The sequence below is a fragment of the Lacrimispora sp. genome, from assembly GCF_032078915.1.
In the GTDB taxonomy this organism is placed as follows: domain Bacteria; phylum Bacillota; class Clostridia; order Lachnospirales; family Lachnospiraceae; genus Lacrimispora.
Genome location: NZ_DAMAUN010000009.1, coordinates 12,307 through 29,055, shown reverse-complemented (window position 1 = coordinate 29,055; position 16,749 = coordinate 12,307). Strand labels below are relative to the sequence as shown.

Genomic DNA, 16,749 nt, shown 5'->3' with positions numbered 1-16,749 from the left:
CCTTCCCTCCATTTCAAAAAGGCCGATCCAGATCTTTCTCTGAACCGGCTTTTCTTTATAGCCATTTATCAATTTTTCTGTAGCGCTCTGCCATTTCATCAAGGGTCACACATTCAACCAGCGGGGCCCTACCGTAGGAGCCGAACTTTACGATCAGGGTTCCTACCACTTCCTTTGCTCCCTGCTCCACGCAGTCCACAATGGCAGCTACATCCTCATCGGGAATGGTTCCGTACATCACCGTATCCATGATGGGAGGCAGGAATACCCTGGGGTCAAAAGCTTCCTTCATAGTTTCCAGCCGCTCATAAATGGCTCCGATTGTCTTGCTGCTCCTCTTTTCCGGATACTTTTCAAAGAATTCCTTCATGTTCCTGGTAACAGCTAGACGGATATCCGTATCCACGTTAATTTTATTGATTCCTGCTCCAATGGCAGCCGTAAGCTGTTCCATGGATATGCCTTCTGTACCTGACAGCTTTCCTCCAAGGCCATTGATCTCATCTACGATGTATTTCGGTACGGTGGAAGAGCCATGGGAAACCAGAGCGCCGAAAATTCCCAGATGATTCATGCATTCCCTGATGGCTATAACAATCTCCCTGCGCAGCTTTACATCTTTTCCCTTAGAGGCCCCGTGCATGGTGCCATAGGATATCGCAAGGGCATCAACGCCGGTTTCCCGGAAGAATTTTACAGCATCCAAGGGATTGGTATAAGTGGAAGAATCAGAAAATACGTGATCCTCCACACCGGCAAGCACTCCCAGTTCCCCTTCTACGCTGACTCCTCTGCCATGGGCATACTTTACCACTTCCCTGGTAAGCTCAATATTCTCTTTAAAAGGCAGGGAAGAACCGTCGATCATGACGGACGTATAACCGCCTTCAATGGCAGCCACGCAGGAATCAAAGTCTCTGCCGTGATCCAAATGGAGAACAATCGGAATATCAGAATCCATACCGTATTTTTTCACCGCATTCCCTATATTTCTTGCCCCGGCCTTTTTATCTTCCAGGGTTGAATTTAGAAAATCAACTTGTCCTCCCATGAATCCATTTGCCAGATCCGCCCCCTGCAAAATGGCAGGGGAGCGGAACATTTCATGTACTTCGATTACTGCTTTTGCCTGGGCGACCGCATTCACGTTAAAGCCTCCCTGACCAAAGCCATATTTTATGGAGGCCTCCATAAGAGGTCTCAATGGTATTAAGCTCATCTGTTTCTCCTATATTCAATCGGTTAAGGCAGCTACAAATTCTGTAAACGTAAGGGTGATATCCGGATGGTTCTGCAAAAGACTTACAGGGAATTCCGGGGTCGGCTCACCGTATCCGGCCCTCCGTACCACGGCTCTGTGCCAGTTTCGAAAACAGCCCAAACGGATTTTTCCCGCATGTGCAATCTCATGGATTCCGACTGTGACACAGTAAGAAGGCATATCCTCTAACGCCCCGTTAAAATCCCCGATGGCATTGGCCGCCCTTGTTTCCGGGCTTATTTTTAAAACCCTTGTCTTCTGGGCCATAAATTCCTCTGCACTCATGGTGCCGTCCGCCTCATTAAACGCCACATGGCCGTTAATGCCGATTCCTCCAAAGACCATGTCCACACCTCCAAGCCGTTCAATCAGCTCAGGAATATAAGAGAGGTTGTCCGGGTCCGGGAAAATTCTCTGCTCCCCCGGCATTATCAGGTCCGGCCTGATTTTGGAATAAACGTTTCTGTCCATAAATCCCCGGAAGCTTAAGGGGTGATCTGCTAAGATCCACCTTTTTTCTTCATCCAGGTATTCGTCCATATTTATGAACCAAACATTCTTTAAGCTTATATTTTCCTCATTCACCATTTCCACAAAGTAAGGATACTGACCAACGGGTCCTACCGGGCAGATGAATACGGTCTTTTCTCCCCTGGCATTATGGCTTTTTATCTCTTCCGCCATCTGCTCCGCCATCTGACGGAACACTTCACTGTTATCCTTCATACAAATCAGTTTCATCTTGGGATTCTTTAAAAGGGCTTCCTTATGGTATCCGTAATATTCATGCTTCATGTGAATTCCCCCTTATTTATGATGATGAGCCATGCATCCGCAATCCTCATTCCCTTTTCCGCCAGGAGTCTCCCCCTTCATCATCAGATGGACGGCACTTAACTTAAAGGTCTGGGGAAGCACCAGGATGTTTGGATTTGCTCCCACAAATTTCTTCTTTGCATCTTCCAGGGCCTCTTCCACCGTAGCTCTGGTCTTTAATCCCATGCCCCGGGCAAACCCGGGATCCTGGGCTCCGCATAGGTAAATGGCGGAGGTATTCATCTCCGCAACATGGGCGCAGCTGATCATGGAAAAACCATGGAAGGGATGAAAGGCATTGCAGTAGCGGTATTTCCTGATATACGCTTCATCGGTGGCAAAATACTCTCCGTAACGGTTCATATCCGGCAGAGTATTCATCTGGTCATGCTGGAACATCTCATACATTTCTCTTAAATACGGCCAAAGCTCGTCATGGAAATATCCGTTACAGGTGGAGGTAAAAATGATGACGCAGTTATCGCTCATGATCCTCTTATGGCGGATCACCTGGGCGGAAATGGCCTGCATCAACATGATGGGGTTAGTCCCCATCCCATCCCCGTAATGGAAAAACTGGGGCATGCCAAAAATCATTACATCGTATTTCTTTTCTGCCCATGGCACGTACGTGCGTTTATCAGCCGTAATCCAGGAGTGGGGCTGCATCACAGCCGCATACCCGCTGTTGATCTCGATCTGGCGGGACTTTGTATCCAGAACCGCATCACAGCAGAAAAATTTCTTTCCCATGCATTTTTCCATATGCTGCCCGATCTCGTCAAACTTTGTCCTCATAAGAGATTTTCCGCTTACAGGAGTGAAATCTGCCCGGTGCATGACCTCCGGTACGTGGTGGGAGGCAATGGAACGCCAATGGGTGATTCCCGTGGAACAATGCTTATAGCCGCCGGAATAGCCGCCGTATGGGTTTCCCTGGGTGTGCCCGATGAGGATCGCCACATCACTGTCGTACACGTATTTATTCATCAGAACCGGATCGCCCCGCTCTGTTGTCCCAAGATCCACCAGATGATCGTAATCCTCGCTGTCGTGGTTGATGATCTGATGGGTGTACCAGAACTCATGGAACAGTTCATTCCCAAGCACGGCCCTGATCTCCTTTTCCGTATTCTTTCTGTGGAGACCGTTGGAGCAGATCAAAAGGATGTCCTTCTTTTCCACGCCCGCATCATACAATTCTTTTAAAATCAGTTTTATGGAAATTTTCCTGTGAGAGGTGGGCTGTTCTCCCCCCTTTACCCGGTCGGGAAATACAATGGTTACTTTTGAGCCCTTTTGAGCCAGTTTTGAAAGCGGCTCCATGCCCATGGGGTTTCGTAAGGATTCTAGGGTCTTTTCCTCCAGCTGATCCTCCGGAATATAAGGCGGATCCGGTACTGTCTCCCCCGGAATAAATAGATCCGCAGTATCGGGCAATGTGACGTTTACAGTTCCCTGTCCATACTCTAATGCTACATTCATCTTACACGTCTCCTTTTCTCCAATTTTGTTTAAAAATAACTCAGGCCCTATTTTCCTAAATAGGCTCCTATGATCTCTAAATATTCCTCAGGGTAAAAGCCGATTTCCCCCTGAAATCTGGTCAGGGCGATCAGTCCTCCGTCAATGACAGGAATGGAAGCCAGCATCTGTGCATTGTCAGCCTTTAATCCACCGCCGTAGACGACGGGAAGACCTCCTGTGACTTCTTTGATATAAGAGCCGGTCCTGGCTATGTACTCCTGATCCGGCGGTGTTTTCCCCGGTCCAATGGCCCATACCGGCTCATAGGCGATGACTACTCCCCCAGTGTCCACACCAGATAATCCGGTCTCAAGCTGCTCCTTTAATACCTCCTGCCAGCGTGGCTGCTCCTCTGCGGTTTCCCCAATGCAGTAAAGCACGGACAGTCCGGCCTTAAGCGCCTGTAAAACCTCCTGATTCAACAGGCGGTTAACCGCATGGGAATCGGTTACTCCCGCTTCTGAAAGAATCCCTGCCTTGTCCCTTCGTTCCTCACAATGTCCGATGATCGTGGTGGTACAGCCAATGGCTTTTGCCGCGTTTGCCGTGCGGTTCGTTGTAAAGGCCCCAAAATTCCCCCCGGCTGCAGTATCCTCACGGAACACTCCCTGACAGCCGATGTTCACCGGGCTGTTTTCCTCCAAAGCTCCTGCCGCCTGGATCAAATGGGCTTCAGGAAAATACATGGCAAACTCCACATCATCATTCTCATACTTTTTTAAAGCTTCCTGGGTGTTTGAAACAATATAGCTTCCCCACTCCCTGACAGGCGCTATGGAATTCACGCCGCCCTTTTCCCGGGGAATATCAAACCGCTTTAAATTTAAAAAAATATGCTTCATTTACATTATCCTCCCTTTTATTTGTATTTCACTAATTTTATATATTTTCATGAAAGTCTATGAAATCCCTCAGTTCCGGGCCGATCAGTGGACGGCACCATGTTACAAACTCATTGGTCACGTCGTTTCCCCGCTCATTAATAAAGCTTTCCGGAATGACTCTTTCATGGAGCATGACCTTTTCAATGGGAATCCTTTCCATATGGATGCAGTATTCTCCATCCGTCCTTTCCTCCCGGATAAAACCGATCATTACTCCGCCCTGTCCTTCCATGGCTGCTTTTAAGGCTTCCCGTCCTGCAAGCACGGCCTCCTCCCGGTCGACCGGGGACTGCCATGCAATGGAAGAACGGCCGCAGATTCCAGGCTTTTCGCTTCTGGCCTTAATATCCAGCTTCTGAATCACCAGATTGGCAAGATAGGCGCTTACATCTCCGTAATAGGTTGCCCGCCCGGTCTTGTAGATCGGAGGTACCACCGGTTTTCCGTCTTCCCCCTTTAAGCCTTCGCTGGCAACCACGACCACACCGCCCTTTTCTTCATAAAGCTTCTTCACATCCGCTAAAAATTCCTCTTCCTTAAACGGACGCTCCGGCAGATAAATCAGATGAGGTGCATCTCCCGGTTTTTTACGGGCAAGGGCTGAAGCTGCCGTGACCCAGCCTGCATTTCTTCCCATGGCCTCTATTACGCATACGTGGATGGGCAAAGATTTTACATCCATTCCAACCTCCGCCGTAGTAGCCGCAATATACCTTGCCGCACTGCCAAATCCCGGGGTGTGATCGGTAATTGCAATATCGTTGTCAATGGTCTTTGGGATCCCAACCACCGTAACTCCTGATTTTTTGCAGGCTTCATGAATCTTTCCACAGGTATCCATGGTTCCATTGCCTCCATTAAGAAGTACATACCTGATGTGATATTTCTCAAATATGGCCGGCATGGCCTCATAATCTTCCTTCTCCAGCGCGTACCTGGAGGAGCCGATGGCCGTGGCAGGGGTTTCCAAAAGAAGCTTCAGCCTTTCCTCCGGAAACTCCATGAGATCCAGAAAATTCTCTTTTAAAATCCCTTCGCTGCCTCCCAAGGCAGCATATACCTTATCAACCTTTTTGCTTTCCCTGGCCTCTTTGATCACGCCGTAAAGAGATGAATTGATCACCGCAGTAGGACCGCCTCCATGTACCACCAGAACATTGCCATTCATATGTTTGATCCACTCTCCTTTTCGTAAAAACATTTCACTGTTTCTCTACGGAACCCGCCGGTCTTCCGTCCTTATGTTATCAGCGTACCATATTCTCCTCCGGATTTGTGCAAATTTTACCCAAACGTTTGGGTTTTATGATATACTGTTTTCACTGATCATGGTTTATAATAACATGAAATATAATTCTTTTCCGGAGGTAGCCTATGACATTAAAGGAAATAGCGGAAGAAGCCGGCGTGTCCATTTCCACCGTATCCAGAGTCGTTAACAAAAACATTCCCGGCGCCGCCAGCAAAGAAGTCCAGGACCGGATATGGGAAATCGTCCGCCGGACCGGATACACCCCCAATCCCACAGCCCGCAGCTTAAAGCTTGGAGAAAATAAAGCTTCTTTGACCTCCTCCCGTTCCATCGCCTGCCTGTTTGCAAGGACCACGGATACGGTAACTGACTTATTTTTCTCCTCCCTTGCCCGGAGCATCGAGCAGGAAGCCTTTAAACGAAACTATGTATTAAAATATTCCTTTTCTTCTTTTGATATCAGCCACCCCGGCACTTTCCGGCTGATCACCGACAACCACGTAGACGGCATGGTCATTTTGGGGCGCTGTGATAAACCGCTTCTCGGCCTTTTAAAAAAGTATTTCAACTGCCTGGCCTATACGGGTTTAAACAATCTGGAGGCAAAATACGATCAGATCATCTGTGACGGGCATCAGGCCGCCCTTGCTGCCACCAGCTATTTAACCGGCCTGGGGCACAAGAAGATCGCATACATCGGAGAAACCAAAGCGGAAAACCGCTATACCGGATACTGCGGAGGATTAAAGGCCGGCAGGCTTCCCCTGCGAACAGAATATCTAGCCAACGTGGCCCTCTCCTCTGAGGGAGGATATCAGGGAGCCAAGCGCCTTTTAGAAGCAGGCTGCGACGCTACCGCTTATTTCTGCAGCAACGATATCACGGCCATCGGAGCCATGAAAGCCTTTCACGAATCCGGACTTCGCATCCCTGAGGATATCTCGGTCATCAGCATTGATGATATTGACACGGCCCAGTACTTAACTCCCATGCTCACCACGGTCCACATCCCGGTAGAGGAGATGGGGCAGATGACGGCAAAGATCCTGATCGACCGTATCGAAGGCGGCCACCGTCTTCCTGTTAAAATTGACCTGCCGTTTTACATTGCTGTCCGTGACAGCTGTGCAGCTCCCAAACGGTAAAATTCGATTGAAAAATTCATGATTATTATAGGGATTGCTGGGTTAACCGTATCTATCCTGAATTATACACATAAGAAATAGCCGCCCTGCTCCTGACAAAGCAGACGGCTGTTCTTAGTAAAACTATTTGCCAGGGCGGGGAGCCTTAACCTCCCTTGCTGACTGTCTAGTTAAATATTTTATTTGTCAATTCTATATATTTGTCAAACAAGAAAAACCGCCCGATACCGGACGGTTTTTCTTGGATTTCTCTCAATTCACTTCATTCGATTAACAAGATTACCTGTACTTTCCTTATTTCGTATTTAAATATTCCATAACCCCCATGTGGATCGTCCAGGCCACCCGGTCCTGGTAATCCGAGGTATTCAAAAGAGCTGATTCCTTCCAATTGGTTAAAAAGCCGCATTCCACGATTACGATCGGGGTCCGCACATGTAAAAGAAGATAGTAGTTATCATTGGGCTTTGCCAGTCTGGTATTTTTCTCGCCCAGCACATAATCAAACCGGCTCTGTAAAATCTCAGCCAATTCTTTTCCCTTATCCGATTTTTTATAATAAAATACCTGTCCTCCGTATACGTTTTCCTCATGATAGCTGTTCTGGTGGATGCTGACGGTAAGTGAAGGACTTACATCATTGATGATCTCACAGCGCTTGCTCATGTCCGCCATCTTTTTTCTGTTGTCCCTTTCCGAATACAATCCGTTGTCATCTTCTCTGGTCAGAACCACTTTCACATCAGAAGCTTCCAGATACTTTTTTAACCGGTATGCTATCTGCAAATTTATATCCTTTTCCAGGGTTCCGTCAACGCCGATCTTTCCCGGATCATTTCCTCCATGCCCCGCATCTATGACGACGACTGGCCTTTCTTTTCCGGCCTTTGCCTTGACCCCTGCCGTCATCTTTCCAGCCTGACTTGATATTACATATACCAGCACCAGCAAAACCAGTGCCATGAGGGGTTCCCACTTCTTAAATTTCACATTTTCTACCTGATTCATCTTCTTAATGAATTATATCTTTTAGTGAAATAAAAAAGAACTGCTCCCTGCGACTTTCCTGTTATTCTGAGCTCAATACATTATAGTCTCTTGTCCCATCGCTGGTAATCCACTCCAGATATTGAGCCAGGATGCTGGGATACCCTTCCTCTTCCCACAGCTTGTAGCCGGCCTTGGCTTTGGCCTTATCCCGGATGTCTGTAACGTTTCCTGCATAACAGGCTTCGTTAAGCTCCGCATAGACCTTTGCCATCTGTTCCTTCTGAGATTTGGTCAATCCCTTTAGTGTATCAAGCCTATTGAACTCATCCTGGGCCTGATTGTAAAATACCTTGCTTAAAAACTTTTTCCCAAACTCATCGAAGTTCAAAAGATTTTTATCAGTGCTTCCCGTCTTTTTTGCCCATTCCTTCATATCCAGCGGCTTTGTATGATAGCGGAAGCTTCCGTCGTCTCCATAATATAAGATCCCATACTGGCAAGGCGGTGTGGATAAGGAACTGGTCACGATCTCATAGATCCCGGAGTCGCTTCTGGACCTCATATAGTGCTGCACATGAAGGTGACCGCTTAAAAACAAGGGGACCTCCCAGCTTTCCAGCTGGTCAATAAGCTGTTCACTGTGTTCAATGGTGCAGTCCTGTAAGTATACTTCACTTTCATCAAGAAGATTATGGTGGCCTACCGGAATCACATTCATCCCCAGATTCCAGGCTTCCTCCATCTGCTCCTCAATCCAGTCATATGTATCATCCCGAATCATTCCTCCAACCAGATTTCTCGGTTCATACTGGCATGTATCAAGCATTAAGGCTCTGGTATAATCATTTACCTGATAAACATAGCTTAAGGAAGCAGGGTCCCGGCTGACCGCCTCATTGTATCCGAAATCCTGGTAAATCTCCTCGAATTCATCCGAAGTTACATTTTCCGCCCCCAAAAAGGTATCTCCCACAAATTGAGCTGCCTTTGAATTATTGATATCATGGTTTCCAGGAATAACGATTACAGGAATTCCGGCTTCTTCAATTTTACCAAGCTTTTCGGCAAATTCTTCATGGCTTTCCTTTTCGCCTTCATAGGTCAAATCTCCGCTTAAGATTACCAGATCGGGCCGTTCCATCTTTACCTCTTCCACAAAAGCGTCCGTAATCTCCCAGATGTATTGCATCACCTTGCCGTCACCATGGTCTATACTGTATTGAAAGCCCTTCTGAAAATCCGTCAAGTCCCTGGCTAAATAATGCATATCCGTAGCGACAATGATCTTGCAGCCACTTTCAAAGGCTTCCTTAAGAGGCTGTGAAGCCGGTTCCTCCGAGGTTTGGGGGAATTCTTCAATGGTTGCCGGTTCCGTCCCCGTTGTTTCTGTCTCCTGCAAAGCTGTACTCTCTGCGCTGGTGCTTTCCGGCTCTGTTCCTTTGAACGAGCAGCCTGCCAGCATACATGCCACGCCCAGCAATGCTGCCAATACGATCCTGTTTCTCATAACCTGACCTTTCTGTCTCTTACACGTCTTTCGTTTACTTTTTATCAAGCCGGATTTCATCCCACAAGTCTGACGGTTCAAATCCCAGCTTCCAGCAAGCCACGCCTGCCAGGCCATACTGCTTTATTAAATCCATCTTAAGTCCTATGGACCGTTCTTCTTCCAGCCACAGTTTTTTTAGCCCTTCCTCTGACTGCAATTCTCCGTAATACTGGCCCAGTTCCTCCTGCCAGTATAATTCCATTTGCTTTTCGCTGACCCATTCCTTTGCACGGGCAATGCCCAAGGAGGAGGAGGTAACCTTTCCGTCAGGTCCCTCGGTCCACACCCTTGTATAGAGGGGGATTCCATTGATCACCTTTTCCTTTGGCACCTGGGCCAGGGTATCCTTGATACCGTTTTCCACATATTGAATGGAAGCCACAGAACCGGCGTCCCCGCCTGCATAATGTTCATCATATCCCATAATAATCACGTAATCAGCCACGATCCCCTGCTCTTTCCGGTTATAAAACTGATTGCCGGGAGCCGGAACATAATTATCCACGGATAAGACGATCCCCTTCTCGCGGCAAGGTATGGAAAGCTCCCGTATGAACTGAACATAATGGACCCCTGCTTCTTCCTTGATCCCTTCAAAGTCCAGATTGATCCCGTCAAGGCCGTACCGATCCACTTCCGACATAAGGGCATCAATCAGCTTCCGTCTGATGGAGGTTTTTGACATCAGGATCTCCGTATTTACATCAGGGCTGAAATTATTAATGAGGGCCCAGACCTTTAAGCCCTTGTCATGAGCCTTCTTTACATAATCCTCCTGGGCCAGGGACCGGAAGTTTCCTTCATTATCCGTAAGCTCAAACCAGGTTGGAGAAATGACATTGACCCCTTTTGTATTGGCGATCACGCTGTCAAAAGAACCATTTCCTTCAAGGGTTGTCATCTGGTGCCAGGCAAGGCAAACCGGTTCATTCATGGAAACATTGGTGTAGACCGGCGCTGCAAAAGTACTTTTAAGAACCTCACTAGTCACTTCCCCCAGCCGTTTGCGTTCCACATAGCCTACAAATCCGTCTTCCGTCCGCACCTTATCCCACTTTCCCATGGATTCCAGAACAGTGACCTGGCTTCCTGGAGAAATCCATGTTACGATGGGACTCTTCACTCCGCCTTTTACCCGGACATTTCCCTTTTCGGAAACCAGCGCCTTTTGCTGGGCCTCCCAGTTATTATTAATAAAAATCCGCTTATGCTCTGCGCTGTCATAGGCAGTCACACGGATATCCGTATAATTTGCCACCAGTCCGATAGACAAATAAACCTGGTCCTCATTCACCCAGATCAGGGGTTTCCCAGACATTCCGACCGTGGAATGATCCGCATAGACAATGGAGTCCGGCAGGGCATACACAAGAAGATTTTCATTGCTGTCCCAGTAAAACCGCTCATTTAACATATCATTCACCCACTCAATCGGGAGATAGGTTTGTTCCTGCAGGTAAAGCCCTTTTGCCTCCTGCAGATCCTCATTGAGATAAAGGGCTACTTCATCTCCCTTTACTCCCAGCAGTCCGGCTATATCTGCCTGTTCCTTTGAGGGAATATACCGTTCCAGAAACCACACCCCCGAAAATATGGCGGTCACTAACAAAATCAATCCTAGCGTCGCAAGAACCGGCGCTGTTTTCTTCTTCATCTGTTTTCCTCCTGCTAATGGATCGTATCGTCTTTTGCCTGTACTATCCTTTGGATTATATCATGAGCGAACTCATCTTCGCTCTCTTTTGCCCATTATATCACAATTCTTATTTTTTGGAATTTACATTTTCATTACATTCCATATCCCCTATTCCCACCCTGACGCACTGAAACAGCCAGCTTAAGGCTGAAGATGGCATCCCGCATGCGTCCCTTTTGGCACGATCCAGCATTTACCGGTAATAAACCCGGTCAAATCTTATTTCCCGCAGTTTTCCAGTCTCTCCGTCAGGAACAAAATCGGCCATATAAAAACTATCGTCCTCCCTTATTTCAAAGATTTTATTCCAGTCTTTCTCCGGCAGTTCTTCTCCATCTATAATGATGGCGATTCCCTGATCCCGGTATTTCTTAAGCCCTGCCAGATACTGGCCTTTCTCTGTCTGCCCGTTCCTTTCCCTGGCATCTTCTGTTCTCATCTGCATATCCCCCGTCTGATTCTCTTTTGTTACAAAGGCCGGGGGAGGACCACAAGGGTTTTGCCGTGACACAATTCCTCCCCCGGTATTTAAAAAAACTGCTGGTAAAAGCCTATGGTTTCACCGGTGACAGCAAACACGTCTACTGAAACCGGAATTCGGGAGATGGGTATGTTAAGCCTCTTTTCTGCATTCTTTCTGGCTTCCTCGCTGCCAAATGACACGAGCGTCTTCCAGCTCTTTTCCGCTTTTTTCCCTTTTTTCTCAAACTCCAGAAACGTTTCCATCTGCCACTCGCTTAAGCTCCCGAGAACAAATTGCCTGCCGCATCTTAAAAATTCTTCCAGATTGCCATCCCTTACGGTTCCGTAATCCACAATCACTGCCTGGTAACCGGACTTTTTGCACAATAACAGCGTATCGATCCCCGCCCTTTCATAATAATCCGCTTCCAGTATATGAAAACATCCGGCCTGGGACTGTTCCTTTGCGCACATCTTTCTCATATTCCGGAAATCCCCATGGCTGTTCCATTCCAAAACCGCGCACCGCTTTCTTAAGACTCCACCTAAGTATCCTGCTGTCATAACAGTAAAATGGGTCACCCCCACTCCTCTTCCGGTTCCGATGATCCCAATGATCTCCTGATTGACCGGCTTTTTACCGGATCGTAAAAGCTTCCTCACCTTTATTACCGTTCTATTCATAAGGCGTTTATCCTTTCCCTATGGCACAAAAAACCAATCGCTGATCCGTCTTCCATACCTTCCTTTCCCTTTTTTCCTCCTGCTTTTTATTTCTAAAATCTCTTCCAGAAGAGTCTTGTAAAAGCCTCCTGTTTCTGCATTTGTCTCAAAAGGGTCCGGAAAATAAGGGGCCTTAATGCACCTGGAAGGGGCTGCCCCTTCAGGCAGCCTTATCCTGGCTGTCCTGGCTGCATGATTATAAACGATCCCGTAGGAGCGTTGGCCTTTCACTACATATTCTGCGGAGAAATAGGCACTGTTTCTGCTCCAGCTGCTGCCGTCGCATACCAGTATCAATGCATCCGGGCTGCCCATCCGAGCCAGCTCAACATTTTTTCCGTAATCCAGAATACGAATTTTATAAGGCGGCTCTTTTAATTTCACTCCAGGCCCGTAATAGGGTCTCCAAATAAACCCCCGGTACCTCATCAGGCCAAACTGGTCCCGCTTTGCGGCTGCATGATCACCAAGCCCGGTGCCCATGCCGGAGTCATTTTTTTCTTCAAATAAATTGGGATATCCGTGATTTCTAAGATAGACAGACAGGCCGATTCCAATATGAGTCGTTCCGGCCCCTGATTTGCTCCCTGCAAGAGCGATTGTAAGAGATGACGATTGTAGACGGTCTTTTGCAGCCGTTCCCATGTTTTTAAGCTGTCCAAGCCTCTCACCCAGCTCCTGTGCTGATGAAAACCGTTCTTCTTTTTCCTTTTTCATACACCGGTTTAAGACGGCAGCCAGATCTGCATCCATTGATGAAGCCGGTTTATAGGGCAGTTTGGGGAATTCTCCTGTAAATAGAAAATGGATGATAGCACCAATGGCATATAGATCTGTCCTTTCATCCAATACTCCATCCTTTGAATACTGCTCCGGCGCCGCACATCCTACGGTTCCATACCGCTCTCCGGGCATATTTGCATCATCCACGGACGCGGCAAGTTCAAAGTCAATCAGTTTAACGATGTCATGACACAATAACAGGTTTTTCGGCTGTAAATCCAAATGTAATATGGGGTTTGGTCCTGCGAGATGCAGGTAACTGATGATGCTGGTCAACTGGATTCCATATGAGATGGCCAGTTCCCGCGATAGATGGCCCTGTTTTTTCACAAGGTCATATAAAGAATCTCCTTCCAGATACTCTTCGATTAAATAACTATAAAATTCGTCTTCCTCTACATCATAAATAATGGGAATTCCAGGATGGCGAAGTTCCTTAAGAACAAGCGCTTCATGCCTTAGACGTTGGAATTTCAGAAAGCTTTTGGGTACCCGCTTGATTGCCCGGTATTCCTCAAGCCCAAGATGAACCGCCAGAAAAACTGTCCCTGCCCGGCCGGTTCCCAAGATGCCGTATAACTGATATTTGCCAAACAGAACGGCGCTTACTAAAACCACCTCCTTTAGTCTGTCCAATATCATCTCTTGGGGTATATTCTAATATATTCTATTTGTTTTTTCAACTATTTTTTACGGAAACTTGAAACTTCCTGGATGTCTTTACCTTCCATATGGGCAATGTATAACTCTCCCCATTTTTCCAGACTATCCAACACCGGTTTAAATTGAAGGCCCAATTCACTCAAAGAGTATTCCACTTTGGGAGGAATGGTATGATAAACGGTACGGGTAATCAGACCATGTTCTTCCAAATTACGCAACTGTTTTGTCAGTGTAGCCTGAGTAATGGGAGCCAGTGCACGCTCTAATTCCTTAAACCGAAGTGTTTGTTCTTCCAGATAGTGAAGAATCAGCAGCGCCCATTTCCCGCTCAATACCTTTTGAGAGGTAAAATAAGGACAGATACCGAACAGGTCTTTTTTTTCACTTTCATTATTCATAATAAAACCTCCATTACTATCCTATTAGATACTTACTATACTAAAAAATCGTACTTGTACTTTGATCTGTGCACACTATAATTATAGCATAAGGCAAGACAAAATACAATTTGCCAATAAAAGAATAGAGGATCAGTCATGATTGATTATGCAGCTGTTTTGAAGAAGAACCCCAACGGCGTCCTGGCTACACAGGATGGAAGCAAGGTAAAAACCCGGGTATTCCAGTACCTGTTTACAGACGGCAACAAAGTATATTTCTGCACCAGCAACAAAAAGCCGGTCTACGAACAGATTAAGGCCAACCCCAATGTTTCTTTCTGCACCTACCCAACTAACTTTACGCCGGTGGTATCTGTAAACGGCAAGGCTGCCTTTGTCAACGATCTTTCTTTAAAAGCTCGTGCACTGGACGAGAATCCCGGTATAAAGGGCCTGTACAATACACCAGACAATCCTGTTTTTGAGCTTTTCTACATTGATGTAGAGGGAGTTGAAACTTTCAGCTTTACGGATGGCCCAAAAACTTATACCATTTAACCGCAAACGCCAATGAACCATTAAAATTCCTTTTTTATGCAAACTTGGAAATTAATCTTTTAGATTATATTTACATAGAAACTAATGGTTATTGAAGCTTTCTTCTAAATCACCTTGTGAAGATTACGAAGAAATTGAATAAATCTATATTATATTATCATCATACCTAAAATAAAACCGGGAAATTCCAATAAGCAAATAGGATTCCCGGTTATTAGCATTCAAACCTTAAAATTATATAAATTTTTTCACATAGTAATTGCTTTTTCGCTATATTATATAGTATAGTTATGTTGAGGAAGTATGTAAACATTCATTCACCATTTTAAAAAGAACAGGAAGTGATCCTATGAAGATAGAACGTATTAACGAAAATCAAATTCGCTGTACGCTTACCAGCTTTGATTTAAGCGTCAGAAACTTAAATTTAGGCGAGCTTGCCTATGGCAGTGAAAAAGCCCGCAACCTGTTCCGCGAGATGATTCAGAAAGCCTCTAACGAAGTGGGATTCGAAGCAGAAGACATTCCTCTCATGGTAGAAGCAATTCCATTGTCCAATGAAAGTGTGATGTTAGTAATCACAAAAATCGAAGATCCGGAAGAATTAGATACAAGGTTTGCAAAATTTTCACCATCAGCCGACGAAGACTTGGATTCCATGCCAGGAGACTTAGCAAGCGAACTTTTGGAAGGCGCCGACGGACTGTTAAACCTGTTAGGACTTGACAAGAAAGAAGAACCGGAGACCGAAGAGCCAAAAGAGCAATCAAGCGCTTCCTCGATACGAATCTATTGTTTTCAAAGTCTGGACCAGATATCTGATGCTGCAAGGACCATCGGGCAGGTTTACGATGGCGAGAATACATTATATAAAAAACCTGATACCAGGCAGTATTATCTGGTGATCAGGAACACTCCTGACAAATCTCTGGATTTCAGCCGTGTCTGCAACCTGCTTGCGGAATATGGTTCCAAGATTCACCAGGACTACGCCTCCGAAGCGTACTACAGGGAACATTACGAGGTGCTGATTGAAGGTCACGCCCTTCAGTCTCTTGCCAAACTTTAATCCGTTCCTTTGTTCATAGTACTTCATCACAAATCAAAAATGAGGTTCGGCCCCTTAAAAGGGCCGAGCCTCATTTTAAAATCCCAAACCTTCTTCCAGGAAGAATGCAAAAATCAATTCTAACGTGGCATCCGTTTCCTTGCTGGGGATCAATATCCAGTTATGAACCATCTTAGCCCCTTTTTTATAAATGATTTCCGTTCCCTTAAATTTTCCCGCCTTTTCGGCCAGAAGCTCACAGTCCGGCGTAAGGATCTCATCTGTACCGGAAAATATCAGAATCTGTCCAAGCTCATCCCAGTTTCCATAAAGGGGCGAGACAAAGGGGTGATCCGGTTCCAAAGGGCCGCAGTAGCGGGCACCTGCTTCCTTTAACGCTTCTACAGGAAGGATAGGATCCGCTTTTTTCATTATCTTTATCTTCGGATTGTTAAGGGCAATGTCCAGCCACGGGGAAACCACGGCAGTTCTCACCGGCATAGGCAGATTCCCCATGTCCCGCAGCTCCTGCAATAACGAGAGAGCCAGACCACCGCCGGAAAAATCCCCAAAAAGAAAAAGTTCATCTTCCGGATACTCTGCCGTCAGCCAGGTGTAAACCCGGACCAGATAACGGTGGACATCTATCGCCGTATATTCCGGAGCCAGAGGGCAGGAAGGTATGGTCACCTTTACCTGCTTCTCTATGGCAAAATGCTCCGCCATTTCCCTGTAACGCTCTGACGGCTCCAGGGTATAGGCCCCTCCCGGCAGCATGAGGATATGGGCAGTCTTTGTATAACTTCCGTTTATGGTGACTCCGGGGAAACCGTCTATGTTCCAGGTTTTTACCCGTACTTTTTTTGTAAATTGTTCCTGGGTCAATGCCCCCGTTCCTCTGGGCGGCTGTTCCAGTTCAAGGGCCATCTTTTTGTCCGCTTTTTTTAGCTCTGCAGCAAATCTTGCCATCTCCGTCTTCATGCTCATGATTTCCACATCTCCTTTCCCTTTA

At 46.6% G+C, this 16,749-nt stretch carries 16 protein-coding genes; 3 read left to right on the top strand and 13 right to left on the bottom strand.

Annotated features, from left to right (window positions below):
• Positions 1-55: 55 nt before the first annotated feature.
• Genes RT269_RS05570 through RT269_RS05550 form a run of 5 tightly spaced genes read right to left on the bottom strand, consistent with a single transcriptional unit; the run spans position 56 to position 5,656 of the window.
• Positions 56-1,219 carry a class II fructose-bisphosphate aldolase gene (locus RT269_RS05570; protein WP_313181116.1) on the bottom strand — a complete coding sequence of 388 codons (1,164 nt, stop codon included), beginning with the start codon at positions 1,217-1,219 and terminating at the stop codon, positions 56-58.
• Positions 1,220-1,234: 15 nt separating this feature from the next.
• Positions 1,235-2,056, bottom strand: a complete 822-nt coding sequence (locus tag RT269_RS05565) for a glucosamine-6-phosphate isomerase (RefSeq protein WP_313181114.1) — start codon at positions 2,054-2,056, stop codon at positions 1,235-1,237.
• Between the two features lie 12 nt (positions 2,057-2,068).
• Positions 2,069-3,562, bottom strand: coding sequence for a lactate racemase domain-containing protein (locus RT269_RS05560; RefSeq protein WP_313181112.1), 1,494 nt, complete (start codon positions 3,560-3,562; stop codon positions 2,069-2,071).
• A gap of 47 nt (positions 3,563-3,609) precedes the next feature.
• On the bottom strand, positions 3,610-4,446 hold the full coding sequence (locus tag RT269_RS05555; RefSeq protein ID WP_313181110.1) for a triose-phosphate isomerase family protein: 837 nt from the start codon (positions 4,444-4,446) through the stop codon (positions 3,610-3,612).
• A gap of 37 nt (positions 4,447-4,483) precedes the next feature.
• A complete protein-coding gene (locus tag RT269_RS05550; protein WP_313181108.1) occupies positions 4,484-5,656 on the bottom strand; it encodes a diphosphate--fructose-6-phosphate 1-phosphotransferase in 1,173 nt (390 codons plus the stop codon).
• Positions 5,657-5,862: 206 nt separating this feature from the next.
• On the opposite strand from RT269_RS05550, the gene RT269_RS05545 reads away from it, so the two are divergent.
• The gene (locus tag RT269_RS05545) at positions 5,863-6,885 is read left to right on the top strand and encodes a LacI family DNA-binding transcriptional regulator (RefSeq protein WP_313181107.1); all 1,023 of its coding nucleotides are present in this window, start codon (positions 5,863-5,865) and stop codon (positions 6,883-6,885) included.
• 294 nt (positions 6,886-7,179) lie between these two features.
• Here the strand turns inward: RT269_RS05545 and RT269_RS05540 are convergent, their stop codons facing one another.
• From RT269_RS05540 to RT269_RS05510, 7 genes are all read right to left on the bottom strand, one after another.
• On the bottom strand, positions 7,180-7,893 hold the full coding sequence (locus RT269_RS05540) for an N-acetylmuramoyl-L-alanine amidase (RefSeq protein ID WP_442913813.1): 714 nt from the start codon (positions 7,891-7,893) through the stop codon (positions 7,180-7,182).
• 61 nt (positions 7,894-7,954) lie between these two features.
• Positions 7,955-9,382, bottom strand: a complete 1,428-nt coding sequence (locus RT269_RS05535) for a metallophosphoesterase (RefSeq protein ID WP_313181105.1) — start codon at positions 9,380-9,382, stop codon at positions 7,955-7,957.
• Between the two features lie 34 nt (positions 9,383-9,416).
• Positions 9,417-11,078, bottom strand: coding sequence for a glycosyl hydrolase family 18 protein (locus RT269_RS05530; protein WP_313181104.1), 1,662 nt, complete (start codon positions 11,076-11,078; stop codon positions 9,417-9,419).
• 235 nt (positions 11,079-11,313) lie between these two features.
• Positions 11,314-11,559 (bottom strand): hypothetical protein, encoded by a 246-nt coding sequence (locus tag RT269_RS05525; protein ID WP_313181216.1) that lies wholly within the window; start codon positions 11,557-11,559, stop codon positions 11,314-11,316.
• Positions 11,560-11,648: 89 nt separating this feature from the next.
• A complete protein-coding gene (locus RT269_RS05520) occupies positions 11,649-12,266 on the bottom strand; it encodes a hypothetical protein (protein ID WP_313181102.1) in 618 nt (205 codons plus the stop codon).
• Between the two features lie 18 nt (positions 12,267-12,284).
• Positions 12,285-13,724, bottom strand: coding sequence for a serine/threonine protein kinase (locus RT269_RS05515; RefSeq protein ID WP_313181101.1), 1,440 nt, complete (start codon positions 13,722-13,724; stop codon positions 12,285-12,287).
• A 47-nt stretch (positions 13,725-13,771) separates the two neighbouring features.
• Complete coding sequence (locus tag RT269_RS05510) at positions 13,772-14,149, bottom strand: winged helix-turn-helix transcriptional regulator (protein WP_313181099.1); 378 nt, start codon at positions 14,147-14,149, stop codon at positions 13,772-13,774.
• A gap of 138 nt (positions 14,150-14,287) precedes the next feature.
• Here RT269_RS05510 and RT269_RS05505 point away from each other — a divergent pair, with 138 nt between their 5' ends.
• The gene (locus RT269_RS05505) at positions 14,288-14,689 is read left to right on the top strand and encodes a pyridoxamine 5'-phosphate oxidase family protein (RefSeq protein ID WP_313181098.1); all 402 of its coding nucleotides are present in this window, start codon (positions 14,288-14,290) and stop codon (positions 14,687-14,689) included.
• Between the two features lie 349 nt (positions 14,690-15,038).
• Entirely contained in the window at positions 15,039-15,758 is a 720-nt protein-coding gene (locus RT269_RS05500) for an adaptor protein MecA (RefSeq protein ID WP_313181096.1), read from the top strand.
• Between the two features lie 75 nt (positions 15,759-15,833).
• On the opposite strand, the gene RT269_RS05495 is transcribed toward RT269_RS05500, so the two are convergent.
• Complete coding sequence (locus RT269_RS05495) at positions 15,834-16,724, bottom strand: alpha/beta hydrolase (protein ID WP_313181094.1); 891 nt, start codon at positions 16,722-16,724, stop codon at positions 15,834-15,836.
• Positions 16,725-16,749 lie beyond the last annotated feature (25 nt).

Bases quoted from the DNA above. Each gene is read 5' to 3' on its own strand.
- RT269_RS05570 (WP_313181116.1), bottom strand. From the start codon at position 1,219: ATGAGCTTAATACCATTGAGACCTCTTATGGAGGCCTCCATAAAATAT.
- RT269_RS05565 (WP_313181114.1), bottom strand. From the start codon at position 2,056: ATGAAGCATGAATATTACGGATACCATAAGGAAGCCCTTTTAAAGAAT.
- RT269_RS05560 (WP_313181112.1), bottom strand. From the start codon at position 3,562: ATGAATGTAGCATTAGAGTATGGACAGGGAACTGTAAACGTCACATTG.
- RT269_RS05555 (WP_313181110.1), bottom strand. From the start codon at position 4,446: ATGAAGCATATTTTTTTAAATTTAAAGCGGTTTGATATTCCCCGGGAA.
- RT269_RS05550 (WP_313181108.1), bottom strand. From the start codon at position 5,656: ATGAATGGCAATGTTCTGGTGGTACATGGAGGCGGTCCTACTGCGGTG.
- RT269_RS05545 (WP_313181107.1), top strand. From the start codon at position 5,863: ATGACATTAAAGGAAATAGCGGAAGAAGCCGGCGTGTCCATTTCCACC.
- RT269_RS05540 (WP_442913813.1), bottom strand. From the start codon at position 7,893: ATGAATCAGGTAGAAAATGTGAAATTTAAGAAGTGGGAACCCCTCATG.
- RT269_RS05535 (WP_313181105.1), bottom strand. From the start codon at position 9,382: ATGAGAAACAGGATCGTATTGGCAGCATTGCTGGGCGTGGCATGTATG.
- RT269_RS05530 (WP_313181104.1), bottom strand. From the start codon at position 11,078: ATGAAGAAGAAAACAGCGCCGGTTCTTGCGACGCTAGGATTGATTTTG.
- RT269_RS05525 (WP_313181216.1), bottom strand. From the start codon at position 11,559: ATGAGAACAGAAGATGCCAGGGAAAGGAACGGGCAGACAGAGAAAGGC.
- RT269_RS05520 (WP_313181102.1), bottom strand. From the start codon at position 12,266: ATGAATAGAACGGTAATAAAGGTGAGGAAGCTTTTACGATCCGGTAAA.
- RT269_RS05510 (WP_313181099.1), bottom strand. From the start codon at position 14,149: ATGAATAATGAAAGTGAAAAAAAAGACCTGTTCGGTATCTGTCCTTAT.
- RT269_RS05505 (WP_313181098.1), top strand. From the start codon at position 14,288: ATGATTGATTATGCAGCTGTTTTGAAGAAGAACCCCAACGGCGTCCTG.
- RT269_RS05500 (WP_313181096.1), top strand. From the start codon at position 15,039: ATGAAGATAGAACGTATTAACGAAAATCAAATTCGCTGTACGCTTACC.
- RT269_RS05495 (WP_313181094.1), bottom strand. From the start codon at position 16,724: ATGAGCATGAAGACGGAGATGGCAAGATTTGCTGCAGAGCTAAAAAAA.